The 24,434-nt window shown below is 59.0% G+C and carries 24 protein-coding genes; 13 read left to right on the top strand and 11 right to left on the bottom strand.

Annotated elements, in window-relative coordinates:
* Positions 1-27 precede the first annotated feature (27 nt).
* From JJ917_03020 to JJ917_03010, 3 genes are read left to right on the top strand one after another with little or no spacing between them, the layout of a single operon-like run.
* The gene (locus JJ917_03020; protein ID MBO6697784.1) at positions 28-705 is read left to right on the top strand and encodes a ribulose-phosphate 3-epimerase; all 678 of its coding nucleotides are present in this window, start codon (positions 28-30) and stop codon (positions 703-705) included.
* Between the two features lie 11 nt (positions 706-716).
* Positions 717-2,021: an adenylosuccinate lyase gene (locus JJ917_03015; protein ID MBO6697783.1), complete on the top strand. Its 1,305-nt coding sequence runs from the start codon at positions 717-719 to the stop codon at positions 2,019-2,021.
* 26 nt (positions 2,022-2,047) lie between these two features.
* On the top strand, positions 2,048-2,611 hold the full coding sequence (locus JJ917_03010) for a serine hydrolase family protein (protein MBO6697782.1): 564 nt from the start codon (positions 2,048-2,050) through the stop codon (positions 2,609-2,611).
* A gap of 241 nt (positions 2,612-2,852) precedes the next feature.
* Here JJ917_03010 and JJ917_03005 read toward each other — a convergent pair whose 3' ends face one another.
* Together JJ917_03005 and JJ917_03000 are read right to left on the bottom strand one after the other, a co-directional pair.
* Positions 2,853-3,563 (bottom strand): 2,4-dihydroxyhept-2-ene-1,7-dioic acid aldolase, encoded by a 711-nt coding sequence (locus JJ917_03005; protein ID MBO6697781.1) that lies wholly within the window; start codon positions 3,561-3,563, stop codon positions 2,853-2,855.
* A 70-nt stretch (positions 3,564-3,633) separates the two neighbouring features.
* Positions 3,634-3,957, bottom strand: a complete 324-nt coding sequence (locus tag JJ917_03000) for a DUF1476 domain-containing protein (protein ID MBO6697780.1) — start codon at positions 3,955-3,957, stop codon at positions 3,634-3,636.
* 261 nt (positions 3,958-4,218) lie between these two features.
* Here JJ917_03000 and JJ917_02995 point away from each other — a divergent pair, with 261 nt between their 5' ends.
* The 9 genes from JJ917_02995 to JJ917_02955 are packed head-to-tail and all read left to right on the top strand — an operon-like array spanning position 4,219 to position 10,610.
* Positions 4,219-4,986 (top strand): phosphoribosylaminoimidazolesuccinocarboxamide synthase, encoded by a 768-nt coding sequence (locus JJ917_02995; protein ID MBO6697779.1) that lies wholly within the window; start codon positions 4,219-4,221, stop codon positions 4,984-4,986.
* 5 nt (positions 4,987-4,991) lie between these two features.
* Positions 4,992-5,258, top strand: coding sequence for a phosphoribosylformylglycinamidine synthase subunit PurS (gene purS, locus JJ917_02990; protein MBO6697778.1), 267 nt, complete (start codon positions 4,992-4,994; stop codon positions 5,256-5,258).
* A 3-nt stretch (positions 5,259-5,261) separates the two neighbouring features.
* Positions 5,262-5,933: a phosphoribosylformylglycinamidine synthase subunit PurQ gene (gene purQ, locus JJ917_02985; protein ID MBO6697777.1), complete on the top strand. Its 672-nt coding sequence runs from the start codon at positions 5,262-5,264 to the stop codon at positions 5,931-5,933.
* Entirely contained in the window at positions 5,923-6,333 is a 411-nt protein-coding gene (locus JJ917_02980; GenBank protein MBO6697776.1) for a hypothetical protein, read from the top strand. The genes purQ and JJ917_02980 overlap by 11 nt, the downstream gene beginning before the upstream one ends.
* Complete coding sequence (purL, locus tag JJ917_02975) at positions 6,333-8,543, top strand: phosphoribosylformylglycinamidine synthase subunit PurL (protein ID MBO6697775.1); 2,211 nt, start codon at positions 6,333-6,335, stop codon at positions 8,541-8,543. The genes JJ917_02980 and purL overlap by 1 nt, the downstream gene beginning before the upstream one ends.
* Before the next feature lie 21 nt (positions 8,544-8,564).
* Complete coding sequence (locus JJ917_02970) at positions 8,565-8,807, top strand: BolA family transcriptional regulator (GenBank protein MBO6697774.1); 243 nt, start codon at positions 8,565-8,567, stop codon at positions 8,805-8,807.
* Between the two features lie 49 nt (positions 8,808-8,856).
* The gene (gene grxD, locus JJ917_02965) at positions 8,857-9,198 is read left to right on the top strand and encodes a Grx4 family monothiol glutaredoxin (GenBank protein MBO6697773.1); all 342 of its coding nucleotides are present in this window, start codon (positions 8,857-8,859) and stop codon (positions 9,196-9,198) included.
* Positions 9,199-9,201: 3 nt separating this feature from the next.
* Positions 9,202-9,921 (top strand): TIGR02453 family protein, encoded by a 720-nt coding sequence (locus JJ917_02960; GenBank protein ID MBO6697772.1) that lies wholly within the window; start codon positions 9,202-9,204, stop codon positions 9,919-9,921.
* 17 nt (positions 9,922-9,938) lie between these two features.
* Positions 9,939-10,610 (top strand): GNAT family N-acetyltransferase, encoded by a 672-nt coding sequence (locus JJ917_02955; protein MBO6697771.1) that lies wholly within the window; start codon positions 9,939-9,941, stop codon positions 10,608-10,610.
* Here the strand turns inward: JJ917_02955 and JJ917_02950 are convergent.
* The 5 genes from JJ917_02950 to JJ917_02930 form a co-directional block, all read right to left on the bottom strand.
* Positions 10,607-11,632: an NAD-dependent epimerase/dehydratase family protein gene (locus tag JJ917_02950; GenBank protein ID MBO6697770.1), complete on the bottom strand. Its 1,026-nt coding sequence runs from the start codon at positions 11,630-11,632 to the stop codon at positions 10,607-10,609. The two genes, JJ917_02955 and JJ917_02950, sit on opposite strands and share 4 nt — an antisense overlap.
* 88 nt (positions 11,633-11,720) lie before the next feature.
* Positions 11,721-12,617 carry an EamA family transporter gene (locus JJ917_02945; GenBank protein ID MBO6697769.1) on the bottom strand — a complete coding sequence of 299 codons (897 nt, stop codon included), beginning with the start codon at positions 12,615-12,617 and terminating at the stop codon, positions 11,721-11,723.
* Between the two features lie 83 nt (positions 12,618-12,700).
* Positions 12,701-13,318 (bottom strand): 30S ribosomal protein S4, encoded by a 618-nt coding sequence (rpsD, locus tag JJ917_02940; protein MBO6697768.1) that lies wholly within the window; start codon positions 13,316-13,318, stop codon positions 12,701-12,703.
* 183 nt (positions 13,319-13,501) lie between these two features.
* Complete coding sequence (locus tag JJ917_02935) at positions 13,502-14,173, bottom strand: DUF805 domain-containing protein (GenBank protein ID MBO6697767.1); 672 nt, start codon at positions 14,171-14,173, stop codon at positions 13,502-13,504.
* Between the two features lie 99 nt (positions 14,174-14,272).
* Complete coding sequence (locus tag JJ917_02930) at positions 14,273-15,073, bottom strand: RNA methyltransferase (GenBank protein MBO6697766.1); 801 nt, start codon at positions 15,071-15,073, stop codon at positions 14,273-14,275.
* A gap of 194 nt (positions 15,074-15,267) precedes the next feature.
* Here JJ917_02930 and JJ917_02925 point away from each other — a divergent pair, with 194 nt between their 5' ends.
* Positions 15,268-16,479, top strand: a complete 1,212-nt coding sequence (locus tag JJ917_02925) for an NADP-dependent isocitrate dehydrogenase (protein ID MBO6697765.1) — start codon at positions 15,268-15,270, stop codon at positions 16,477-16,479.
* 140 nt (positions 16,480-16,619) lie between these two features.
* Here the strand turns inward: JJ917_02925 and JJ917_02920 are convergent, their stop codons facing one another.
* The 4 genes from JJ917_02920 to JJ917_02905 all read right to left on the bottom strand — a co-directional run bounded on the left by JJ917_02920 (position 16,620) and on the right by JJ917_02905 (position 24,396).
* A complete protein-coding gene (locus JJ917_02920) occupies positions 16,620-17,513 on the bottom strand; it encodes an AraC family transcriptional regulator (protein ID MBO6697764.1) in 894 nt (297 codons plus the stop codon).
* Positions 17,514-17,643: 130 nt separating this feature from the next.
* Positions 17,644-20,286, bottom strand: coding sequence for an alanine--tRNA ligase (gene alaS, locus JJ917_02915; protein ID MBO6697763.1), 2,643 nt, complete (start codon positions 20,284-20,286; stop codon positions 17,644-17,646).
* A gap of 237 nt (positions 20,287-20,523) precedes the next feature.
* Positions 20,524-21,618 (bottom strand): recombinase RecA, encoded by a 1,095-nt coding sequence (gene recA, locus JJ917_02910; protein MBO6697762.1) that lies wholly within the window; start codon positions 21,616-21,618, stop codon positions 20,524-20,526.
* A 153-nt stretch (positions 21,619-21,771) separates the two neighbouring features.
* Positions 21,772-24,396, bottom strand: coding sequence for a response regulator (locus JJ917_02905; protein MBO6697761.1), 2,625 nt, complete (start codon positions 24,394-24,396; stop codon positions 21,772-21,774).
* Positions 24,397-24,434: the final 38 nt, after the last annotated feature.

The raw sequence follows: 24,434 nt of genomic DNA, 5'->3' as shown, positions 1-24,434 counted from the left end.
CGCCAGCCGATGACGCACTCGAAACCCATGACTCAGCCTCTCATCATTGCCCCCTCCATTCTTGCCTCGGACTTCTCCCGCCTGCGCGATGAAGTGCGCGCTATCGATCAGGCCGGCTGCGATTGGGTGCATCTGGACGTGATGGACGGCCATTTCGTGCCCAACATCAGTTTCGGGCCGGCAATCGTTGAAGCGATCCGCCCGCACACGGACAAGGTGCTCGACGTGCATTTGATGATCGCGCCCTGCGATCCTTATCTCGAGGCTTTTGCCGAGGCCGGCGCGGACATCATCACCGTGCATGCCGAAGCCGGTCCGCACCTTCACCGCTCGCTGATGGCCATCAAGGCTCTGGGCAAAAAAGCCGGGGTCTCGCTGAACCCCGGCACGCCCGCCAGCGTCATCGCCGAAGTGCTTGATTTGCTCGATTTGGTGCTGGTCATGACAGTGAATCCGGGCTTCGGCGGACAAAGCTTCATCGCCAGCCAGACGGCCAAGATCGCCGAGATAAGAACCATGATCGGCGAACGCGACATCACACTTGAGGTCGATGGGGGCATCACGCCACAAACAGCGCCAAGCGTCATCGAGGCCGGCGCGAATGCGCTGGTGGCAGGCTCCTCAGTCTTCAAAGGCGGAACGCCGGACGATCCGAGCCACTACCAAGCCGCCATCAACGCCATCCGCGCCGCAGTACCAGCCTAAGGACATCCCCCATGATACCTCGCTATGCGCGTCAACCGATGGTCGACATCTGGTCGCCGGAGACCAAGTTCCGCATTTGGTTTGAGATCGAAGCGCATGCCTGCGACGCGCAAGCCGAACTCGGTGTGATCCCAGAAGAAGCGGCCGAAGCCGTTTGGGCGCGCGGTGGGAATGCGACGTTCGACATTGATCGCATTGATGAAATCGAGCGCGAAACCAAACATGACGTCATCGCGTTCCTGACGCATTTGGCCGAAATCGTTGGGCCGCAAGCGCGGCTTGTTCACCAGGGCATGACCTCTTCTGATGTGCTCGACACCTGCCTTGCAGTTCAACTCACCCGTGCCTCCGACATCTTGCTCGACGATTTGGATGGCCTGCTGGCAGCGCTGAAGAAGCGGGCCTATGAGCACAAAATGACGGTCTGTATTGGCCGCTCGCATGGCATTCACGCCGAACCGGTAACCTTCGGCTTGAAACTGGCGCAGGCCTATGCCGAGTTTGATCGGTGTAGGGACCGTCTGTTGGCCGCGCGAGCCGACATAGCCACCTGCGCGCTGTCCGGCGCTGTTGGCACATTCGCCAACATCGACCCAGCGGTCGAGGCGCATGTGGCAGACAAGATGGGTCTAACGCCTGAACCCATTTCCACCCAGGTGATCCCGCGCGATCGGCACGCCATGTTTTTTGCCACGCTCGGCGTGATCGCCTCGTCCATTGAACGGCTGGCAACGGAAATTCGCCACCTTCAACGCACCGAAGTGCTTGAGGTGGAAGAGTATTTCTCGCCAGGGCAAAAAGGCTCCTCGGCGATGCCGCACAAACGCAACCCGGTGCTGACAGAAAATCTCACAGGTCTGGCCCGTATGGTGCGCAGCTACGCGATGCCAGCGATGGAGAATGTTGCCCTCTGGCATGAACGCGACATCTCGCACTCCTCCGTGGAGCGCTATATCGGACCCGATGCCACCATCACGCTGGACTTCGCACTGGCGCGGCTCACCAGCGTGATCGACAAGCTGCTGGTCTATCCCGATCGCATGGAAGCGAACATGAACCGCCTTGGCGGACTCATGCATTCGCAGCGCGTGCTCTTGGCGCTGACCCAGGCCGGCGTCAGCCGCGAGGACGCCTATAGGCTCGTCCAGCGCAACGCCATGAAGGTCTGGCACGAAGGCGCCGACTTTTTTGAGGAACTGACGGGTGATGACGAGGTCATGGCCGGCCTCTCGCGCGATGCGCTCGAAGAGCTGTTCGATCTTGGGTATCACACCAAGCATGTCGACACGATTTTTGCCCGCGTGTTCAAGGACTAAGCCCAGCCCAAGCGAGGATCTCCCCTATGGCTATTTCCGACATCGACGTCTTGGTGGCACCCGGCTGGAAAGGCGGCGACAAGGACACCTGGCATGCCGGTTGGATCGAAAAGCTACCGCATGCGCGCCGTGTCGAGCAGCGCGATTTCGAAACACCGACACTGTCCGACTGGACTGATGAAATTGAAAAACAAATCCTTTTGAGCGAGCGCCCAGTGGCGCTGGTCGGCCATTCACTGGGCGCGCTGACGATTGCGCATATGGCGGACGCGCTCGCCAAACTACCGGTGATCGCAGCCTTTCTGGTCACGCCGCCGGAATTGGATGGCCCGAGCACGATCGGTCCAATGCTGACCGGGTTTCAGTCGATGCCCACCGATCCGCTGCCGGTGCCATCCTTCCTTGTAGCCAGCCGCACCGACCCGTTTGCCAGCTATGAATTTGCCGAAGCTTGCGCCAATGCCTGGGGCTCGGAACTCATCGATGCCGGCGATGCCGGGCACATCAATTCTGATTCAGGACACGGGCCATGGCCGGAGGGTCTGCTTCGTTTCGGCGTTTTGTTGAAGCGCGCGCGGGCCAATATCTGAGGCCTGCACAGGGGCAACTGCCGCAATTGCGCCGCGCAATGGTCATCGCCGGGTGAAAAAACCGCCCAATTGCTCAAATCTGATCAATCAACTTCAGCGGGCTGAAACGGCCCGTGCGTTACCTGTGTTTTTGGCCAGTCAGATGGCTTAAACAAACAGACCTCACAAATCATCAAACAGACTCGTGTTTGGCGGCCCATGGCAACATGTTGGCCGCCTTTTTTCTGCGTGTCTTCAAGTGTTAAGGGGCGGCGGTGCCAATCGCAGCTGCAGTTTTCAAAGCGATGACGTCTGACCCGACGGCAGCCAAGGTGAAGCCTCTGTCAAAGAATGCCTTGGCCTTGTCGGCGTCGAAAGCGTAGACACCGGCGATCTTGCCGGCCTCCCGCGCCGCCGTGCCGATAGCAACTGCCGCATCGACGACATGCGGCGCCGTTGCCTCAATCCGCGCACCATTAGCAAGCGTTATCGACAAATCGGACGGGCCAACAAAGATGCCATCGATGCCTGGAACAGCAAGGATGGCATCGAGATTGTCCCGCGCTTCCACCGTTTCGATCATCGCTATGGTCAGCACCAGTTCATTGGCGGCGGCCAAATAGTCGCTTTGCGCCGTGGCCCAGAGTTCCAGCGCAAGCGCAGGCCCCCAAGAACGACCACCGACCGGCGGGTATTTGGTGGCGGCAACCAACGCCTGCGCATCGGCAACAGTGTTGATCATCGGCGCGATGACGAATTGTGCGCCAGCATCCAGCGCCCGCGATGCCAGGTCGAACCGACCAACGGGAATGCGCAATCCAGGCGACCCGCCCGCCTGATGCACCGCCTGCATGGACGCGAACATAGACGCTTCGTCGTGAAACCCATGCTGCAGATCGACACAGACTGCTTGAAATCCGCCGCGGGCCAAAGCTCCGGCGTTCATCGGGGCCGGAATCGCACTCCAGCCCATAGACACCGTGTCGCCCCCGCGCAAACCGCGCGCAAAAGCCAGACCATTTTCGAGAGGTGCGGACACGCCGCTACCCCTTGGTCTGAATCTCTTGGATCGCGGTATCCATCATGTCGGCCATCTCGCGGCGCAGTTGGTGCTCAGAAACGTCGATATTCTTCTCTTCAAAGTCGCCTTTGACCTTCCGATAAACATCTTCATCGCCCGGCTCTTCAAAATCGGCCAGAACCACCGATTTGGCGTAGGCCTCGGCTGCTTCGCCTGAAAGACCAAGTTTCTCCGCTGCCCAGGCACCAAGCATCTTGTTGCGGCGCGCTTCGGCCTTGAAACGCAGCTCTTCATCGTGCGCGAACTTGTTCTCAAAACCTTCTTGGCGTTTGTCGAATGTGGACATCGTTGTTTCTCCTCAAAGTGCACCGGTCGGCGGTGTGTCGCTTGCATGACCGCTTAGATGGGGTGCAGCGAACCTTCCCCCAAGGCCATAGCCAGCGCACTGTCGCAAATCAATGACCATAAGGAGGGTAGGAGAAGCCCGTGCAAAGCCGCGCAATCTGTTTGCGCGCCGACCCCTGCTTGGCGTAGGTTCCCGCCACACTTAAGATTCTTTGGCAGGCCATGGTTGCCGCCATCCTCACCCCTGACAGAAGGCACCTTTATGAGCCGTCGCCGCAAGATTTATGAGGGCAAAGCCAAAACGCTGTACGAGGGCCCCGAGCCTGGCACGTTGGTTCAGCACTTCAAGGATGACACAACGGCCAACAACGCCGAAAAACACGAGGTGATCGACGGCAAGGGCGTCATCAACAATCGCATTTCGGAGTACATTTTCGATCAGCTCAATGCGATGGGCATCGGCACGCATTTCATCAAGCGTATGAACATGCGCGAACAACTGATCCGTGAGGTCGAAATTATTCCGGTTGAGGTCGTTGTGCGCAATGTCGCTGCCGGATCGCTCGCCAAACGCCTGGGTCTGGATGAAGGCACCGCGCTGCCCCGCTCTATTGTTGAATTTTACTACAAGAACGATGCGCTGGGCGATCCGATGGTGTCGGATGAACATATCACGGCGTTTGGCTGGGCGAACCCACAAGAGATAGATGAGATGATGGCCATCGCCATCCGCGTGAACGATTTTCTCACTGGGCTTTTGTTGGGCGCCGGCATCAAGCTGGTCGACTTCAAGATCGAGTGCGGACGGCTTTGGGAAAACGATCTGATGCGGATCGTCGTGGCCGACGAAATATCGCCCGATTCCTGCCGCCTGTGGGACAACAAGACCGGCGAAAAGCTCGATAAAGACCGCTTTCGCCGTGATCTCGGCGGCATGCTGGATGCCTATCAGGAAGTCGCGCGCCGTTTGGGCGTGCTCAACGAAAACGATCCGGTTCCGACCGGCGGACCACGCTTGGTCAAAGGCTAGTTGTCATGCCTCATTACTCCGCCCGCCTCATCATCACGCTAAAGAACGGCGTGCTGGATCCGCAAGGCAAGGCAAGCGCCGGCGCGCTGTCCGGTCTGGGTTTCGACGGCATCCAAAGCGTGCGCCAAGGCAAGGTTATGGATGTCGAATTGTCTGCCGCCGATGAAGCATCAGCCAGGAGTGACCTGGCATCCATGTGCGAGAAGCTGCTGGCGAACACGGTGATCGAAGATTTTGAGGTCGCCTCGCTCCACGAACGGCAAATGGCGTAACCGATGGCCGTTTCTGTCATCCAGTTCCCCGGTTCCAACCGGGATCAGGACATGCTGGACGCGATGGCGCACACCACCGGCAAACCGCCGCACAATGTCTGGCACGCTGACACGCAGCTTCCCCCCGACACCCAGGCGATTGTTCTGCCCGGCGGCTTCTCCTACGGTGATTACCTGCGCTGCGGGGCCATTGCTGCCCGCGCGCCGATTATGGCCGAGGTTATCAAGGCGGCCGAACAGGGCATGCCGGTACTCGGTGTGTGCAACGGCTTTCAGATCCTCATCGAAGCCGGTCTTCTACCCGGAGCGCTGATGCGCAACGCCAGCCTGCGGTTCGTCTGCAAGTCGGTCGGTCTGAAAGTGGAAAGCACCCGCTCCACCTTCCTGTCAGGTTTTTCCAAGGACGATATCTGGTCCTGCCCTGTTGCCCATGGCGATGGCAACTATGTCTGCACGCCGAACATGCTGAAACGTTTGCAGGATGAGGATTCGATAGCCGTCACCTACGCCAACGGAACGAACCCCAACGGGTCGGTCGCCGATATTGCCGGCATCACGAATAAGGCCGGCAATGTACTTGGCATGATGCCGCATCCGGAAAACATCGCCCTGCCACACCAGCCGAGCCAAACCGGCGCCAAGCTGTTTGAAGGATTGTTGGACCTTGCTGCCTAAAGCGCTTCTCGGTTTCGCCGCCGCAACCCTGCTTGCCGGGTGCATGAGTATCGATCTGCCCGAAGGATCGTTCGCTGCACGCGGCGGCCTTGGCTCGACATCCGAACGCATCGCCGAGCGCATTCGCGAATGCTGGTTCCAATCGGGCGATGAAGCCTTTGCAGCCTACCGCCAGGAAACGGAGATTACCTCCATGTCCGGCCAGCCGCGCATTTTGCTCGTGAACCGCGATGATCGCGGTGGTTTGCCTCAGCTAGTGGTCACCATGCGCACGATCTCAGGGGCCGGCACGGTGGTGTCGTCCTTCGGGCCGCTGACCGAAACGCCGCTTGTTGGCCGCATAAACGCCGATCTATCGCGCTGGGCCCGTGGAAGCCGTGCCTGTGGAGCCGCCGCCTGATGCTCAATCCCGATATCGCGATCACCGAGGAGATGATCGCCGCGCATGGCCTTACCGACGATGAATACGCCCATTTCAAAAGCCTGATCGGCGGTCGCGAACCGACATTCACCGAACTCGGCATCGTCTCGGCCATGTGGAACGAGCACTGTTCTTACAAAAGCTCCAAGAAATGGCTGAAAACCCTTCCCACTGAGGGCCCGCGCGTCATCGAAGGGCCGGGCGAAAATGCCGGCGTCGTGGACATCGACGACGGTGAGGCCGTGGTCTTCAAGATGGAGAGCCACAACCACCCCTCCTACATCGAGCCGTACCAAGGCGCTGCGACCGGTGTTGGCGGAATTTTGCGCGATGTTTTCACCATGGGCGCGCGGCCTGTCGCGGCGATGAATGCGTTGCGCTTCGGTGAACCGGACCATCCCAAAACCCGTCATCTTGTTTCCGGCGTGGTTGCCGGAGTCGGCGGTTATGGCAACGCGTTCGGCGTGCCGACGGTTGGCGGCGAGGTCGAGTTTCACGCTCGCTACAATGGCAATTGCCTAGTGAACGCGTTTGCCGCGGGCATTGCGAAAACCGATGGCATCTTCACCTCACGTGCTGAAGGCGTTGGCCTACCGGTGGTCTATCTTGGCGCAAAAACCGGCCGCGATGGCGTTGGTGGCGCAACCATGGCCTCGGCGGAGTTCGATGATTCCATTGAAGAAAAACGCCCAACTGTGCAGGTCGGTGATCCCTTCACCGAAAAATGCCTGCTCGAAGCCTGTCTGGAATTGATGGCAACCGGCGCAGTGATCGCCATCCAAGATATGGGCGCAGCTGGTCTCACCTGCTCGGCGGTGGAGATGGGCGCAAAGGGCAATCTCGGCATCCACCTTGATCTCGACAAGGTGCCATGCCGCGAAACCAATATGTCGGCTTACGAGATGATGTTGTCGGAAAGCCAGGAGCGCATGCTCATGGTGCTGCGGCCCGAAAAGCATGCCGAAGCCGAGGCCGTTTTCATCAAATGGGGATTGGATTTTGCGGTGGTTGGCAAGACTACCGACACACTGCGCTTTGAAATCTTCCATGAGGGCGCCAAAGTCGCTGACCTGCCGATTAAAGAACTCGGCGATGAGGCACCGGAATATGATCGCCCCTGGGTGCCACCGGCCGCGTCTAAGCCTCTGGAGGACAACAGCTTTGACGGTGATGTGGCCGATGGTTTGCTAACCCTGCTCGCGTCACCGAACGGGTCATCAAAACGCTGGGTTTTTGAGCAGTACGATACGCTGGTGCGTGGCCAAACCCTGGCGACGCCCGGCGGCGATGCTGGTATTGTCCAGGTCAATGAGGCAGGCAAAGCCCTCGCCTTCGCGGCCGATGTCACACCGCGCTACGTCGAGGCTGATCCGTTTGAAGGCGCCAAGCAGGCCGTCGCCGAGGTCTGGCGCAACTTGACCGCCGTTGGTGCAACGCCTCTGGCTATCACCGACAATCTCAATTTCGGCAACCCAGAACGCCCAGAAATCATGGGTGGGTTTGTCAGTGCTATCAAAGGCTTGGGTGAGGCCTGCCGCGCCCTCGATTTCCCCATCGTGTCGGGCAATGTCTCGCTCTACAACGAGACCAATGGCGTTGGCATTCTTCCTACGCCCGCCATCGCAGGCGTTGGGCTTCTCGAAGCCGGCGCCAAGCGAGTCGGCGCTGCATTTACCGACGAGGACGAGACGATCTTTCTAGTCGGAGCCCCCAAAGGCTGGGGCACGCATTTGGGCCAGTCCGCCTATTTGCGCGATGTTCTCAGCCGCGAGGAAGGTACGCCACCGCAAGTCGATCTGTTTGACGAAAAACACACTGGCGATTTCGTGCGCGGCCTCATTCAATTGGGCAAGGCAACCGCCGTGCACGACCTGTCGGATGGCGGCTTGGCCGTTGCGCTGGCGGAGATGGCGATGGCCTCTGGTATCGGCGCAAAGATCGACGCGCCGGACAACTCCGTTGCGGCCTTCTTTGGCGAAGACCAAGGTCGATATTTGCTCACCTGTTCGTCCGCGAACCGCCAAAGCATCCTCGATCAGGCCGAAACGCTGGCGATTTCTGTCATGATCCTCGGCGCCACCGGCGGGAAAGAATTGAAACTGGGGCAAAGCCGGGCCATATCTATCAAAGAATTGCAGGCCGTGCATGAGGGCTGGATGCCCACCTTCATGAACGCCGCTGCAAGCTGAGGAACAAAGGGCCCGCTCTCCATGCCGATGAATGCCGCTGACATCGAAAAGATGATCCTCGAAGCCCTGCCAGACGCGCATGTAGAAATCCGCGATTTGGCCGGCGATGGCGATCATTATGCCGCTGTCGTGGTGTCTGAGGCATTCCGAGGCAAGTCCCGTGTTCAGCAGCACCAAATGGTTTATGATGCGCTCAAAGGAAACATGGGCGGCGTGCTGCACGCGCTTGCCCTGCAGACCTCCGCGCCCACGACAGATGCCTGACAAAACTCGCGCCTAAACAGCGTTCGCCCACACATTCGAGGACAATCCGATGACCGACGCCGCCACAACCATCGACAATGCCGTGAAATCCAACGATGTCGTGCTGTTCATGAAAGGCACCAAACAGTTTCCGCAGTGCGGATTCTCTGGCCAGGTCGTGCAGATTCTCGACTATGTCGGTGCGGACTATCAGGATGTGAATGTTCTGGAAGACATGGACATCCGCGAAGGCATCAAGACCTACTCCAACTGGCCGACCATCCCGCAGCTTTACATTAAGGGCGAATTTGTTGGCGGCTGCGATATCATCCGCGAGATGTTTCAGGCTGGCGAACTACAACAGATGATGACCGACAAGGGCATCGCGGTGAAGAACGCCGAAAGCGCCTAAACCTTGGCCGACATTCCTCCCTTCAAGGGTATGGGCAAAAAGGCCCTGCCCTTTTTGAAGGCGCTCGGCTTTCATCAAGACCGAGACTGGTTCAAGGAAAACAAGGCGCTCTACGAGAGCGACGTCAAAACGCCGCTCGGCGATCTCATTGAGCATGTCTCTGCGCGCATGGAAGCTGAAGGACTCCCACTGCGCGGCACGCGTAAAACCTCGCTCTACCGCGTCAACCGCGACGTGCGCTTTTCCAAGAACAAAGACCCATACAACACGCACGCCAGCGCATTGCTAACGCGCACGGGCACCAAGAAAGACCAGGGCTTTGCCTACGTGCACATGTCCAACGAGCGCTCTTTCGTCGCCACCGGGTTTTATGGGCTGAACAGCGCTGAGTTGGCCGCCATGCGCGCGGCGATCGTCGCCAACCATGCAAAGCTTCAAACCATGCTGGATGGGTTCAGAAGCCAAGGCCTGGAGTTCGACTATTCCGAAAGCTTGAAACGCAATCCCCGCGGGTTTGAAAAGCTCGATGATGAAGCACTGCAAAAGCTGGTGCGCCTGAAGAACCACCACTTTGTTCGCGAGATCGACAGCAAAGACATCACAACGCCAAAGATTGCCGACGCGCTATTGGAGTTGACCCACACCACCCTGCCGTTTCTGGAGTTTGGCTGGGCCGCGATCGATCCCGTGCGCGAAGAAGAAGCGCTGAAAAACGCCACCTAGCCAATGACCCATTGCCCATGACCGATCTGTCCAAATGGCAAGGTTGCGCACCCCCTCGTCCTGATCGCCTGGAAGGGCGGACTGTGGTGCTTGAAGCGTTCAGCGCAGACACCCACGCCCACGACATTTGGCAGGCTCTTGGGGGCGCCATGAGCGCCAACGAGCGTATCTGCTTCTTCCCCGATGCGCCTTATCGCGACGCTGATCATTTCGGCCAAACCTATCAAGCCAAGCAGGGCGAATGGCACACCATGGTCATGCGCGATGCCCATTGGAACATCGTGCGCGGGATGGCCAGCTACATGCGCATGCGCCCTGACCAAGGCTCGGTGGAAATTGGCGCGGTGGCCCATGGCGATGCCATGGCGCGCTCGCCGCTGGCGACCGAAGCGCACTACCTGCTCGCCAAGCATGTGTTCGACGACCTTGGCTACCGTCGTTATGAGTGGAAGCTCAACGACGACAACGCACCGTCCCACAAAGCCGCCGTCCGCCTTGGATTCACGTTCGAAGGCACGTTCCGCCAGGACATGGTGGTCCATGGCGAAAATCGCGATACGGCATGGTACTCCATGCTCGACAATGAATGGCCAAGCCGCAAAGCGGCATTGGAAGCCTGGCTCGACCCCGGCAATTTCGCCGAGGACGGCCAGCAAATTCAAAAACTTGAGGTCCTGCGCGTCAGCTAGGTGGCAAACCGCTTGATGCTTTCTGCCGATGCCAGAACGGCGTCACGCGCCGGAATGAAATCAATGCCGAGCACATCGCGTGCACGTTGATTGGACACGTTTTTCGGCACGCCAAGTTGCGGAATGATCGATTTGATATTGCTGTCAAACAACGCCATCATCTTGATCAGAAAGTCCGGCGCTTCGCGGGCTTTAATCCCGCGGTCGGGATAGGCCTGCCTCAAGATTTCTGCCACATCTTTGAGCCACAAGAAGCTCTCGCTGGCCAGGATACGTTGGCCCTCGCTCTGGGGTGTGGAAAGCGCTTTGACGTGCATCGCAGCCACATCGCGCACATCGACAATGGGCAGGCCAAAACGCGGTTGCATCGGGTCCTTGCCAGAAAAAACCCGTTCAACCACCTGAAGCGACGTGCCGTAATTGCCATCGAGCGCAGGGCCCAGCGCCAGAACAGGGTTGATCGTTGTTAGCTTGATCGTCGATGCTTCATTGGCAACAAAGGCCCAAGCTGCTTTTTCCGCGTGCGTCTTGGAGCGGCCATACGCGTTCTGCGTTGGATAGAAATCTTCGGACCAATCGGCCTCGTCATAGACGGTTCGCCCCTTCGGCAAGTCGCTGTGCATCACAGCGACGGCGGAGGATGTGACAACGACGCGTTCGATACCGGACGCTTGCGCCGCCTTCAGCGCGCGTTCAGTCCCATTCACCGCTGGCCGAATGATCTCTTCTTCATTGTCCGGCTGTTGCAACGGAAAGGGTGACGCGGTGTGCAGCAACGCCGAACACCCATCCATCACGCCATTCCAGCCTTCATCTTTGCTGAGATCCAACGCTACAAACGAAAGCCGTTCGTCCAACTTGTTGGCATCGTCCAGATGGGGTGTCACAGCGCTGACAATCTCGTCTCCACGCGAGAGCGAACGCACCGATCCGCGCACCTGGTAACCGGCGTTGAGCAATTGCACGATGATATGCTTGGCAATGAAACCGGATGCGCCGGTCAGAAAGACCGTCTCGGCCATGTTAGCACCTCTCACTTTGTTAAGCCGTGCACTTATGGTGCCGCTTCCAGGGTTCAACCCCTGAGAGGAGAGAAAGCTGCAATGGGGCTCAGGATTTTGGTACGGATGCCGCCGCGAGCCGTCGGTCGCCAAGTATGTTGATCGCTAGGCCGGCGAGGACCAAGATCGCACCGACACCGACGCCAAGGCTCCAGCGCTCGCCCAGGAAAATTGCTGCACCGCCAAAGCCGAATAGTGGGACAAGCAGAGCGAACGGCATGACAATGGCTGCCTGATAGGTGCGCAGGAGCCAGACCCAAATCGCAAACGCCAGCACCGTGGTGGGAATCGCCAGCACGAACGTCGCCCAGGAAAGCGTCCAGAGTTCATCGGCATTCAGCCTGGCGATTCCAACCAGCGCACCAGGCTCAAACACGAGGCTGCCAAGAATCAAAACCGGAGGGGCAGCCGCGCTCGACCAGACGATGAAGGAGACTGGGTCAGCAGTCTTGGCTCGCCTTGAAACGATATTGGCCATACCCCAGGCCAGAGCCCCCAGGAGCGTCAAGATCAACGGCCAGAGCGGCACGTCTTGACCGCCGGTCTTGGCAAGCGCGATCACACCGATGCCGATCGCCGCGATGCTGCCGGCAAGCAGATGATGGCGCTGCGGGCGTTCGCCATCAAACACCACAGCCAGCGCGACGGTGAAAAACACCTGACATTGGACAACCAGCGAGGCGAGGCCCGCCGGCATGCCAATGGCGATCGCATAAAAGACAAGACCGAACATGACCGCACCCTGAAGCAACCCATAGGCGGCAACGATCCGCCAAGGCGCGTCGGGCGGCTTGAGAAAAAAGATCAGCGGGATGGCAGCAAAGGCGAACCGCAAGGCGGTTAGGAGCAGCGGCGACACCACATCCAGTCCGATGCGGATGACGGTGAAAGCGATGCCCCAGATCGCGGCAACCAGAAGCGCCAAAGCCATATGTTTGAAGGCCATGGCCCTGCCCTAAACCAGTTGGCGGCAAACAAAAAGGCCGCCCGAAGGCGGCCTTTGAAATTCCAAACCAATGGGGTTCGCGCTTAGCGCGAGTAGAATTCGACCACCAAGTTCGGCTCCATCGCGACCGGGTAAGGCACATCGGTCAGCGTGGGAACGCGGGTCAGGCTGGCCGTCAGCTTGCCGTGATCAGCATCGACATAGTCGGGCACATCGCGCTCATCCAAGCCAACCGCTTCAAGCACGATGGCCAGTTGACGCGAGCGCTCACGCACTTCAACGACATCGCCGATTTTCACACGATAGGATGGGATGTTCACCCGCTTGCCATTCACTAGCACATGGCCGTGATTGACGAACTGGCGTGCCGCAAAAACCGTCGGCACAAATTTCGCGCGGTAGACGATGGTGTCCAAACGACGCTCAAGCAAACCAATCAGGTTTTCCGACGTGTCGCCCTTCATTTTGGACGCCTGGTCGTAAATCTTGCGGAACTGCTTCTCCATGATGGAGCCGTAATAGCCTTTCAGCTTCTGCTTGGCGCGCAGCTGAATGCCGAAATCGGAGAGTTTGCCGCGGCGTCCTTGACCATGCTGGCCAGGCCCGTATTCGCGGCGATTGACGGGGCTTTTTGGGCGGCCCCAAATGTTTTCGCCCATGCGGCGATCAATTTTGTACTTCACACTGTCGCGTTTTGACATCGCGGTATCCTTTCAAAAGGTGAGGTTACGCGCGCCCTCCTCTTTCGCCTCGAACGAGACAAACGACAGGATTGTGACGCCAGCGATTTCGCCACTACACAATCCACGGGACACGGGAAAAGCAATGGGAGCGCGAACGCCCCCAGAACTTCAGCGGTTCTCTAGGGCCATCGGGCTCGCCCGTCAAGCAGGCCCGTACTGGTTATCGCCCTCATCACCGCGCTGCGCGAACCAATAGATCAGGATCAGCGTGCCGATGATCGGAATGAAACCGATCAACAACCACCACGCCGTCCGGCCAAGATCGTGCATCCGCCGAAACCCCACCGCCAATGAGGGCAGGAAGGTACCAAGGCTGAAGAGCGGACCAAGAATGGCCGCATCGTTTTCATCGAACCCGAAAATGAAGCCGTCAACAATCGCCAATGCGATGCTGACAAGCACAATGAACAAGATCCAGTACCAATATTCCGATCGTCGGGCCCGACCGCGAAATTGGACATAGCGGCCGAAAACAGTGCGAATGACATCGGCAAATTGGGTTGGATGATAGGTGGCGCCGCCGCCATACCCTGGATCACCGAAACCATCTGAACCAGATGACTCCGGCGCTTGTCCGCCCAATTGTGGCGGCCGCGGCGCCGATGGCGATGCCGAAAGGCCATCGACCCAGCTTTGTGGAACCATAGAACCTGGCAGGCTGGCCCGCGCCGCGCCCCATTCGCTCATGCCTTCCCGCCACACCAACGTATCGGGACCGATCTCGCCACGCCCGATCAACAGCGCAACATCATCGGTGCTGACCGGACCACGCTGTTCACTGCCGACGGCATAATACCAAGCCGCATCACTCATCACTTATTCCATTCATATTGTCCGCCCCGTTTCCGCCTACGCCGGTTCGCCAAAAGGCTCAACCCCGCTGCGTTACCGCAACGTCAGGGTGCAAGTCCATTAGCGATCTTCGCGGTTACGCTCGTGAGCGCGATCAAGGGAGGAAAACACGCCGCGCAAGGTCCGCACCTCCTGTTCATTCAGCCGGGCTCGTTGAAACAGCGTACGTAGATTGTGGATCATCCCAGCGCGCTTCTCGGGGGGACGGAAGAAGCCGGACGAGTCCAGCAGACCCTCAAGATGATCAAAAAGCCCCTGCATGGCACCCTTGTTGGCCACGGGCGAGCGTTCCGGCGTCGCGATCGGAAGGCTGTCTTCCTCATGCTCGGCACCATCGCGCTGCAACGCATGACGACGCCATTCATAGGCACAAACTATGGCCGCCTGGGCGATATTGAGTGACGCGCAGTCCGGATCGACCGGCAGCGTCAAAACATCATCGCACAGAGCGACTTCGTCGTTGGTAAGGCCCCAGGCCTCGCGGCCAAAAACATAGCCAACACGCAAACCCTCAGAAGAGGCGATAACGCTACGCTTGCCGGCATTTTCCGGTCCGACGACCGTTTTGGCCAAATCATGCTTGCGCGCCGATGTTGCGAAAACGAGCGACAGATCGGCCAGCGCCTCCTCCAGGGTGTCGAACAATTCGGCAGCATCGACAACATGCTTGCCGCCGCTGGCCGTTGCGATGGCGCGCTCGTTTGGCCAACCGTCTCGCGGATTGACAATGCGCAGGCGCCGCCAACCGAAATTGGCCATCGCGCGGGCAACCATCCCAATGTTCTCGCCCATTTGCGGCTCCACCAGGATCGCAACCGGCGGCTTCACGCTAAGGCGGCCAAGATCGCCCGTATCCGCCATAGGTCCAAATCGGCTCACGAAAACTCCAAAACTTTCAGCAGGCTGTCGCAGGATAAGGGAAAGCTTCTTCACCCTTCGGCCGGTTTGAAGCCGGTCTTGGCCTTTGCTATAGCCCGCGCAGACACATCACCAGTGCCTCCCAATTTCCATACACACCTACAGCGCGCAAGCGCTCACCAACACGAGGACCTTTCATGGCGAAGATCAAGGTTGCCAATCCCGTTGTCGAACTCGACGGCGATGAGATGACACGGATCATCTGGCAGTTCATCAAGGACAAGCTGATCCACCCCTATCTCGATATCGACCTGCACTATTACGATCTCGGCATCGAAGAGCGTGACCGCACCGACGATCAAATCACCGTTGATGCCGCCAATGCGATCAAAGAGCATGGTGTGGGTGTCAAATGCGCCACGATCACGCCCGACGAGGCGCGCGTTGAGGAATTCAACCTAAAGCGCATGTACCGTTCGCCCAACGGCACGATCCGCAACATTTTGGGCGGCGTTGTTTTCCGCGAGCCAATCATCATGCAAAACGTGCCACGGCTGGTACCGGGCTGGACGCAGCCCATAGTGATTGGCCGCCACGCTTTCGGTGATCAGTACCGCGCCACCGACATCATCGTGCCTGGCAAAGGCACGCTGACCATGAAATTCGTCGGCGATGACGGTACGGTGATTGAAGAGGAAATCTTCAAGTTCCCTGAAGCCGGCGTCGCCATGGGGATGTACAATCTGGACGAGTCCATCAAGGATTTCGCCCGCGCATCCATGAACTATGGGCTCAACCGCGGATACCCCGTCTACCTGTCCACCAAGAACACCATCATGAAGAAATATGATGGTCGCTTCAAAGACATCTTCCAGGAAATCTTTGATGCCGAGTTCGCCGACAAGTTCAAAGAGGCCGGCATCACCTATGAACACCGTCTGATCGACGACATGGTGGCTGCCGCCATGAAATGGTCCGGCGGTTATGTGTGGGCCTGTAAGAACTATGATGGCGATGTGCAATCCGACACGGTGGCACAGGGCTTTGGCTCGCTTGGCCTGATGACGTCGGTGCTTATGTCGCCTGATGGTAAAACGGCAGAAGCCGAAGCAGCACACGGCACTGTGACCCGCCATTACCGCATGCACCAGCAGGGTAAGGAAACGTCGACTAACCCGATCGCGTCCATCTTTGCCTGGACACGCGGCCTCGCCCATCGCGGCAAGCTGGATGAAAACCAGGCGCTGGTCGATTTCGCCAACACGCTGGAGCGGGTTTGCATTGAGACAGTGGAAGCCGGTGACATGACCAAGGATCTCGCGATCCTGATCGGCCCCGACCAGACCTGGCACACCACGCAGAGCTTCTTGGCCAAGATCGACGAAAATCTGCAGAAGGCAATTGGCTAAAGCGGTCGGTCCGAAGGACCGGAGCGTAGCCGAAGGAAATAACGGCTAATTAAGGCGCCCAAGCGGTCGTGCCGCTGCACAGAGCGCCGGGCGAGAAAACCGAAAGCCCGCCATCATCACGATGGCGGGCTTTTCTTTTCCTAGGCCGCGACGGGCACGCAAATCTCCGTCAGCAGATCATTGGCCGCGACCTCACGCGGATTGTTCAGATAGTTCTCATAGGGCGGTACGGCGCGCACGGTCTTCTCGTTTTCGCGCAGCCAGACCGAATACATCCAGTCATAGGCCGCTGGCAGATCCGAATAGGGACCCTTCAAGGTCAGAACGGCATAAGTTCCGTAGGTCAGAACGCCTGGCTCCAACGGCGCGGAGGCCAACTCGGAATCCTGAACGATGAAAGCGGCGTGCGATCGCAGTTCAACCTCTGGTGTGGCCATCGGGTCATCATAATAGACACCGACCATGCCGCGCACATGCGGCATCAGTCCACGCGTACTGCCAAGGCTGACAAGCTTCTCAAAGCTTTCGCCGATCTTCTGATACGACCCCTTGTGGAGTAGGCCAACAATCGGGCGTTCAGGCAGGGTTTGGATTTCTACGTCATACATTGTGTTGTTCACCGTTGTTTCGGGTTTGCGATAACGGCTATGCCCACCTGAGGCGCGATAGGCCGACGGCGTCACACCATAGATGTCGGTGAACGCCCGCGAAAACGATCGCAGATTGGGATAGCCGCAGCGCCGCGCAACGGCTGCCAGTGGCAATGTTCCTTCGGCCAAATCAAAGCCCGCCCGCGAAATGCGTACGCGTTTCAGCGTCTGGGCCACCGTCTCGCCTTGGATCGCACGATAAATACGATGCCAATGAAACCGCGACAGACACGCCACTTCGGCAAGCCGATCGAGGTCAAGTGGTTCATCCATATGGGCGTGGATATAGGCCGTGACGCGCGCAATGCGCTCTTCATAGGCAGACCAATCCCCCGGCATGTTGGCCAAGCATAAGTCAGCTTCGGGCCGTTTGGCTTCGGTCATAACGAGTTCGATCCATCCAGCAGGAACACTGCCGCTGATGGGTGCATCTGACAGGACCCAACCATCGCGCGACGGTTGAACACAACCACGCCTTGAGCGGACAAATCTTGCTGACTTGATGTTGGTGTGGCTAGCCGGCCAAAGCTATCTTCACGGCATCGATGGCATCGGATGCTTTGGTTGCGTCTGGCCCGCCAGCCTGCGCCATGTCGGGCCTGCCGCCGCCGCCCTTGCCACCCAACGCAGCTGAACCGGCACGCACGAGATCGACCGCGCTGTGGTTGCTAGTGAGGTCATCGGTGACGCCCACGACGATAGCGGCCTTGCCCTCACCGGTTGCAACCAAAGCGACGACGCCCGAACCAAGCTCGCGCTTCATTTCGTCGGCAATGCCCTTCAGGTCCTTCGGGCTAACGCCGTCCAGAACGCGTCCCTCAAATGCGACGCCGCCAACCTCTTCCTTGGCGGAGGCTTGTTGTCCGCGACCTCCAAGCGCAACCTGTTTTTTGAGCTCCGTAACTTCGCGCTCCAGCCTGCGCCGCTCTTCCATCAGAGCATCAACGCGCTCGAGCGCCTGGTCAGGCGTCACCTTCAAGCGACCGGCAATGGCTTTGACACGTGTATCTTGTTCTGAGAGATAGCTGCGCGCCGCCTCGCCCGTCAGCGCTTCAACTCGGCGCACGCCGGCGGACACCGCACCTTCAGACACGACCCGCACCAGGCCGATTTCGCCGGTGCGGCCCACATGCGTGCCGCCGCAAAGCTCCACCGAGAAGGTCGAGCCATCGGGCCTGTCACCCATGGAGACGACACGAACCTCGTCACCATACTTCTCGCCGAACAGGGCCCGCGCGCCGGATTCAATGGCGCTATCGACGTCCATCAGACGCGTTTCCACCGGGCTGTCCTGAAGGATCACGGCGTTGGAAATGTCTTCGATTTTGGCAAGCTGATCGGTCTCGATCGGCTTGGGATGCGAGAAGTCGAACCGCAGGCGATCCGGCGCCACAAGCGAGCCCTTCTGGGCGACGTGATCGCCTAAGGTTTCGCGCAGCGCCTCGTGCAGCAGATGAGTTGCCGAATGGTTGGACCGGATCGCCTGGCGTCGCGCACCGTCGACGGCCAGGTCAACTGGCTCGCCGACACTCAGCGGCGCGCCTGAAACGGTGCCGAGATGAACGAACACACCATCGGCACGCTTCACCGTATCGCGCACCATGAAGGTCGCATCACCCTGCTTGATTGTGCCTTGATCACCCTGCTGGCCACCGGATTCGGCGTAGAACGGTGTCTGATTGACGACGACCGCGCCCTCCTCGCCCGGCCGCAGAACCTCTACCTCTGCGCCGTCCTTGACGGCAGCAACGACGACGCCTTCGGCCACGAGCGTGTCGTAGCCCAAGAACTCGCTCGCCCCATGGGCATCACGCACCGCGAACCAGACGGTGTCGGTGCCTGTGTCGCCGGACCCTGCCCAGGCCGCCCGCGCGTCGACGCGCTGGCGTTCCATCGCGGCATCGAAGGCGTCTGTATCGACGGCAATGGACCGAGAGCGCAGCGCATCCTGGGTCAGATCGAGCGGGAAGCCATAGGTGTCGTAAAGCTTGAACGCCACGTCGCCATCAAAGGTGTCGCCCTCGCCCAACCCTTTGGAGGCATCATCAAGCAGACCAAGTCCGCGATCGAGCATCTTTTTGAAGCGGTTCTCTTCAAGCTCCAGCGTCTCAGAAATCAACGCCCGGGCACGGCCCAGTTCCGGATAGGCTTCGCCCATTTCGCGGATAAGCGCGGAGACCAAACGGTGCAGTACCGGGTCTTTGGCCCCGAGCAGATGGGCATGGCGCATGGCGCGGCGCATGATCCGGCGCAGCACGTAGCCACGACCTTCATTCGACGGCAGAACACCATCAGCGATCAAAAAGCTGGTCGCGCGCAAATGGTCGGCAATCACACGGTGGCTTGCCTGCGCATCACCCTCCGCGGCCACACCCGTCAGATCTACCGACGCCGCGATCAAAGACTGAAAGAGATCTGTGTCGTAATTGTCGTGTTTGCCCTGAAGCAGCGCCGCCAGGCGCTCCAGCCCCATGCCGGTATCGATCGATGGTTTGGGCAACGCAACCCGATTGTCAGCATCGACCTGTTCATACTGCATGAACACAAGGTTCCAGATTTCGATGAACCGATCGCCATCTTCATCCGGCGAGCCGGGAGGACCGCCTGGGATATGATCGCCATGATCGTAGAAAATCTCCGAGCACGGTCCGCACGGGCCGGTATCGCCCATGGCCCAGAAATTGTCGGAGGTACCGATGCGAATGATCTTCTCATCCGGCAATCCGGCGATTTTGCTCCAGAGATCGAACGCTTCGTCATCACTGGCGTAGACCGTGACCAGAAGCTTGTCGGGATTGATGTCGAAGTCCTTGGTAACGAGGTTCCAAGAGTGGTGGATCGCCTCTTCCTTGAAATAGTCTCCAAAGGAAAAGTTGCCGAGCATCTCAAAGAAGGTGTGGTGGCGCGCCGTGTAACCGACATTGTCCAGATCATTGTGCTTGCCACCGGCGCGCACACACTTTTGCGACGTCGCGGCGCGCGGCGGATCGCGCGTTTCAAGTCCGGTAAAAACGTTCTTGAACTGCACCATGCCCGCATTGGTGAACATCAGCGTTGGGTCATTGCGTGGAACAAGCGGCGAGGATGGCAGGACCGCATGGCCATGCTTTTCAAAGTAAGACAGAAATGCCGACCGGATTTCGTTTACGCTGCTCATTTCAACCGTTCACCCTTGCACGCACTTGGTCTGCCACTGCTGACAACCGGGCATCTAGCGACACCAGACGACACCCCGACATCCAAGTGATCCTTGGCACAGGGCAGCAGACAACAGGAAACGGTCGACCTCACGATAGTGAGATCGACCGCTCAATAAGGCTATCTATAGCCGGTAAGGAAGGCTGTCCAGCAAACCCAAGCGGGTTCGCCAATCCAAAGCAGTCAACGCCGCGCGCTACTCATCTTTGGCAGGTACCGGCGCATCGGCCTCATCATCGTTCACCGGCTCGCCTTCCAAAATCTGTTCAGCAATCAAACCGGCATTCTGACGGATCGAAGCCTCGATTTCATCAGCGATATCGGGATTGTCGCGCATGAATTGCTTTGCGTTTTCCCGGCCCTGGCCAAGGCGTTGGCTATCGTAAGAGAACCAGGCCCCGGATTTTTCCACGATCCCAGCTTTCACACCAAGGTCGATGAGTTCACCCATCTTCGAGACGCCCTCGCCATACATGATGTCGAATTCCACCTGGCGGAACGGCGGCGCGACCTTGTTCTTCACCACCTTCACGCGGGTCTGATTGCCCACGACCTCATCGCGATCCTTGATCGCGCCGATACGGCGGATATCAAGACGCACAGAGGCGTAGAATTTTAACGCATTGCCGCCGGTTGTGGTTTCCGGATTGCCGAACATCACGCCGATCTTCAACCGGATCTGGTTGATGAAGATCACCATTGTGTTCGACTTCGAAATCGACGCGGTCAGCTTACGCAGCGCCTGGCTCATCAGGCGCGCCTGCATACCCGGCAGGCTGTCGCCCATCTCACCTTCAAGTTCGGCGCGCGGCGTCAAGGCGGCCACCGAGTCGACCACCAACACATCCACCGCCCCTGAGCGGACCAGCGTATCGGCGATTTCCAAAGCCTGCTCACCAGCATCCGGCTGCGAGACGAGAAGATCATCAACATTGACGCCAAGCTTACGTGCGTAAATCGGGTCGAGCGCGTGTTCAGCATCAATAAACGCGCAAATGCCGCCCTTCTTCTGTGCTTCGGCAATGGTGTGCAGCGCCAGCGTGGTTTTACCGGACGATTCCGGGCCGTAAATCTCAATCACCCGGCCACGCGGCAGACCACCAATACCAAGCGCGATATCAAGCCCCAACGACCCGGTGGAAACCGACTCGATCTCCAGCGCATCGCCCTTGCCGAGCTTCATGATCGAGCCTTTGCCGAACGAGCGCTCAATCTGCGAGAGCGCCGCATCCAGGGCCTTGCGCTTATCCATACCGTTGCCTTCCACCAAACGAAGCGTCGATTGCGCCATATCAGATATCCCTTCTTTTCACGCAGCGCCGATTCCCGCAACGCAAACCCGTTTGGCAGGTTTCGCTGTCACCTTTGGAGCGCCCAATAGGGGATATGTACCAGTTTTGTTCTGCGTGAACAAGAGAGGAACAAACGAATTGTTGGCGCGACTCTAGCTGGCGAGGACGCGCTTCACGGTTTCGGCAAAATCCTTCATCGAAAAGGGTTTGGCGAGGAACGTGAATTCCTGATCATCCGGCAGGTTTTTGGCAAAGGCATCTTCAGCGTAGCCGGACACGAAGATGAACCGCATGTCGGGATAAAGCGTCCGCGCTTCGTTAAGCAGCGTCGGCCCATCCATTTCCGGCATCACGACGTCGGACACGATGAGCTGGATTTCATCGCCGAACTCTTCGAGCACTTCGAGCGCCTCAACGCCGCTATCAGCCTCATGCACCGTGTAGCCTCCCGAGCGCAGAAGCGTGGCATTGACCATCCGCACGCCCTCATCATCCTCGACCAAGAGAACACTCGCGGCGCCGGTCAGATCTTCTTGCGGTTGGTTCTGCGATTGCGCAGCCTGAACGGCGGCGACTTCCGAGCCGACATAACGCGGTAGGAAGATGTGGAAGCTCGTCCCCTCGCCGACCGTGCTTTCTGGATACACATAGCCGCCGGTCTGCTTGATCGTGCCATAGACGGTCGCCAAGCCCAGCCCGGTGCCTTTGCCGACATCCTTGGTGGTAAAAAACGGCTCGAAAATCTTCTCCATGATCTCCGGCTCGATACCGGTGCCCGTGTCAGTCACTGAGACGAGCACATAGTCCGCCGCTTCCAGCCCCTTGAAGTTGAAGGTCGCGCATTCCTCTCGCATCACGTTGCGCGTGGTCATAGTCAGTTTGCCGCCTTCGGGCATCGCATCGCGCGCATTGACGGCGAGGTTGATCAGCACATTCTCAAGCTGCGTCAAGTCGGCCATCACCGGCCACACATCGCCAGCGATATCGACATCCAGCTTCACCGTTTCGCCGACGAGGCGGTCAACGGTCATGGAGAGGTCGGAGAGCACGTCATCCATGTGCATAACCTGCGGGCGCAGCGTCTGTTTACGCGAGAAGGCAAGCAGATGACGCACCAAGGCAGCTGCACGATTGCAGTTTTGGCGGATCGGCGAGATGTAACGATAGCTTGGGTCGGACGGCGGATGGTTGAGCATCAGCAGATCGACATTGCCCATGATCGCCTGAAGCATATTGTTAAAATCATGCGCAACGCCGCCCGCAAGCTGGCCAAAAGCCATCATTTTTTGCGTCTGCGCGAATTGCTGCTCAAGCGCCTTTTGCTCGGTCGTGTCGATCAGGAACACCAGCGCCTCAGTGTCGGCACCATCGCCAACGGCAGACACAAACAGCTGCGCTGAGATTTGATGGCCAAGGTCTGGCATGCCGGGTTGCTCGGATTTCTCCGGCGCCTTGCCGATCACCACATCGACCGGCCGCATACGCCCGCGCTGGGCCGCGGCATCGTTGAGCGCGCGCTGCACGGCGTCGCGCGCTTCATCGGAGAATAGGTCTACGAGCTTGGCGGCGCTTGGCGAGGCCTCATCATGGGCTGACAGAGAGGCGCCATCGGAGGCTTCTTCGGGGAAGAGGCTGGCAAAGGGTGCGTTCATCTGCACCAACGCGCCGTCGCTGTTGACCACGGCAATCGCAATCGGTGCGTTGTTGAAGAAACGGGCAAATTTCACCTCAGCGGCCCGCACACTTTCATCCACATCGAACCCGCTGGACCGGTTGATGACCAAGGTGCGCGAAGCGCGCGGCGATCCATCCACCGAGATCGGCACGCGGTGGTGAATACGCACCGGCAGGCGCGCGCCGTCGCGGCGCACCAGATCAACATCGACGATGGTCGCCAAACCATCGAAATCCGTCGTGGTCGGCGCCGCCGCCAACAGCGCCGCGCCATCTCCGGCCAGAAGCTCGTTCAGCGTCAGGCCGGTTTGGTCGATCATCGCAAGATCATAACCAAGCCAGGCCGCCAGCGTGGCATTCATATAGTTGATGGTGCCTTCCGGATCAGAGGAGAAAAATCCGGCGGGCGCATGGTCCAGATAATCCACAGCCTGCTGCAGATCCTGGAAAACTTGCTCCTGGCGAGCACGCTCGTCGGTGACATCAGCGATCCGCCAGACCACGCCATAGGGCGTCTCCGTGTTGGCGACGTCAGCCGCTGCCACACCATCTTCCGGCAAGGGTCGGGCGGTCACATGATACCAGCGCGGCGCGCCCTGCCCGCCTGCACCGCGTGCAAGCCGTACATCGGCCTCACCGACTTTTCCTTCGGCCACGGTGCGCAAAAGCTGAAACATCGTGTCGGCGGCGTCTGCCTCGGTTCCAAACACACGGTCCGGCAAACGGATCATCTGCGGGTCATCAACACCGGTGAGCGCACCATAGGCGCCGTTGGCGTAGACGATCTGGCCTTGTGAGTTGGTGGAAAGGACGCCTTGCACGTCCTCATCCATAAACTGATCAGCCCAACTGGATGGCGGCGCGCGCCCGGCAATCTGCAAAAAGCCGAGCACCAGCGCCAACAAGGCCGCAATTCCGAGCGCGGCAAAACCGCCAAGCACGATCAGAAGCGCCGTCGGATTGGCGCCAAAATCGGAAAACCCAAGGAAAAACAACAGCGCCAGCATGCCGACCAGCGTGACGGCAACCAACCACTGGTGCGGTCGGCTGCGCGAGGAACGCGGCGCATCAGCATTGCGCAGGTCAATGAGTGGCTGGGTCACAGAACGGTGGGCACCATGGCGACGGGACGGAAACAGGC

This window comes from Hyphomicrobiales bacterium (assembly GCA_017642935.1).
In the GTDB taxonomy this organism is placed as follows: Bacteria; Pseudomonadota; Alphaproteobacteria; order Rhizobiales; family MH13; genus MH13.
This window is presented reverse-complemented; position numbering and strand designations above follow the sequence as displayed.

Bases quoted from the DNA above. Each gene is read 5' to 3' on its own strand.
- JJ917_03020 (MBO6697784.1), top strand. From the start codon at position 28: ATGACTCAGCCTCTCATCATTGCCCCCTCCATTCTTGCCTCGGACTTC.
- JJ917_03015 (MBO6697783.1), top strand. From the start codon at position 717: ATGATACCTCGCTATGCGCGTCAACCGATGGTCGACATCTGGTCGCCG.
- JJ917_02935 (MBO6697767.1), bottom strand. From the start codon at position 14,173: ATGAGTGATGCGGCTTGGTATTATGCCGTCGGCAGTGAACAGCGTGGT.
- JJ917_02945 (MBO6697769.1), bottom strand. From the start codon at position 12,617: ATGGCCTTCAAACATATGGCTTTGGCGCTTCTGGTTGCCGCGATCTGG.
- JJ917_02920 (MBO6697764.1), bottom strand. From the start codon at position 17,513: ATGACCGAAGCCAAACGGCCCGAAGCTGACTTATGCTTGGCCAACATG.
- purS (MBO6697778.1), top strand. From the start codon at position 4,992: ATGCCTCATTACTCCGCCCGCCTCATCATCACGCTAAAGAACGGCGTG.
- JJ917_03005 (MBO6697781.1), bottom strand. From the start codon at position 3,563: ATGGGCTGGAGTGCGATTCCGGCCCCGATGAACGCCGGAGCTTTGGCC.
- JJ917_03000 (MBO6697780.1), bottom strand. From the start codon at position 3,957: ATGTCCACATTCGACAAACGCCAAGAAGGTTTTGAGAACAAGTTCGCG.
- JJ917_03010 (MBO6697782.1), top strand. From the start codon at position 2,048: ATGGCTATTTCCGACATCGACGTCTTGGTGGCACCCGGCTGGAAAGGC.
- JJ917_02930 (MBO6697766.1), bottom strand. From the start codon at position 15,073: ATGGCGGATACGGGCGATCTTGGCCGCCTTAGCGTGAAGCCGCCGGTT.
- JJ917_02950 (MBO6697770.1), bottom strand. From the start codon at position 11,632: ATGGCCGAGACGGTCTTTCTGACCGGCGCATCCGGTTTCATTGCCAAG.
- JJ917_02995 (MBO6697779.1), top strand. From the start codon at position 4,219: ATGAGCCGTCGCCGCAAGATTTATGAGGGCAAAGCCAAAACGCTGTAC.
- grxD (MBO6697773.1), top strand. From the start codon at position 8,857: ATGACCGACGCCGCCACAACCATCGACAATGCCGTGAAATCCAACGAT.
- purQ (MBO6697777.1), top strand. From the start codon at position 5,262: ATGGCCGTTTCTGTCATCCAGTTCCCCGGTTCCAACCGGGATCAGGAC.
- rpsD (MBO6697768.1), bottom strand. From the start codon at position 13,318: ATGTCAAAACGCGACAGTGTGAAGTACAAAATTGATCGCCGCATGGGC.
- JJ917_02970 (MBO6697774.1), top strand. From the start codon at position 8,565: ATGCCGATGAATGCCGCTGACATCGAAAAGATGATCCTCGAAGCCCTG.
- purL (MBO6697775.1), top strand. From the start codon at position 6,333: ATGCTCAATCCCGATATCGCGATCACCGAGGAGATGATCGCCGCGCAT.
- recA (MBO6697762.1), bottom strand. From the start codon at position 21,618: ATGGCGCAATCGACGCTTCGTTTGGTGGAAGGCAACGGTATGGATAAG.
- JJ917_02955 (MBO6697771.1), top strand. From the start codon at position 9,939: ATGACCGATCTGTCCAAATGGCAAGGTTGCGCACCCCCTCGTCCTGAT.
- JJ917_02925 (MBO6697765.1), top strand. From the start codon at position 15,268: ATGGCGAAGATCAAGGTTGCCAATCCCGTTGTCGAACTCGACGGCGAT.
- alaS (MBO6697763.1), bottom strand. From the start codon at position 20,286: ATGAGCAGCGTAAACGAAATCCGGTCGGCATTTCTGTCTTACTTTGAA.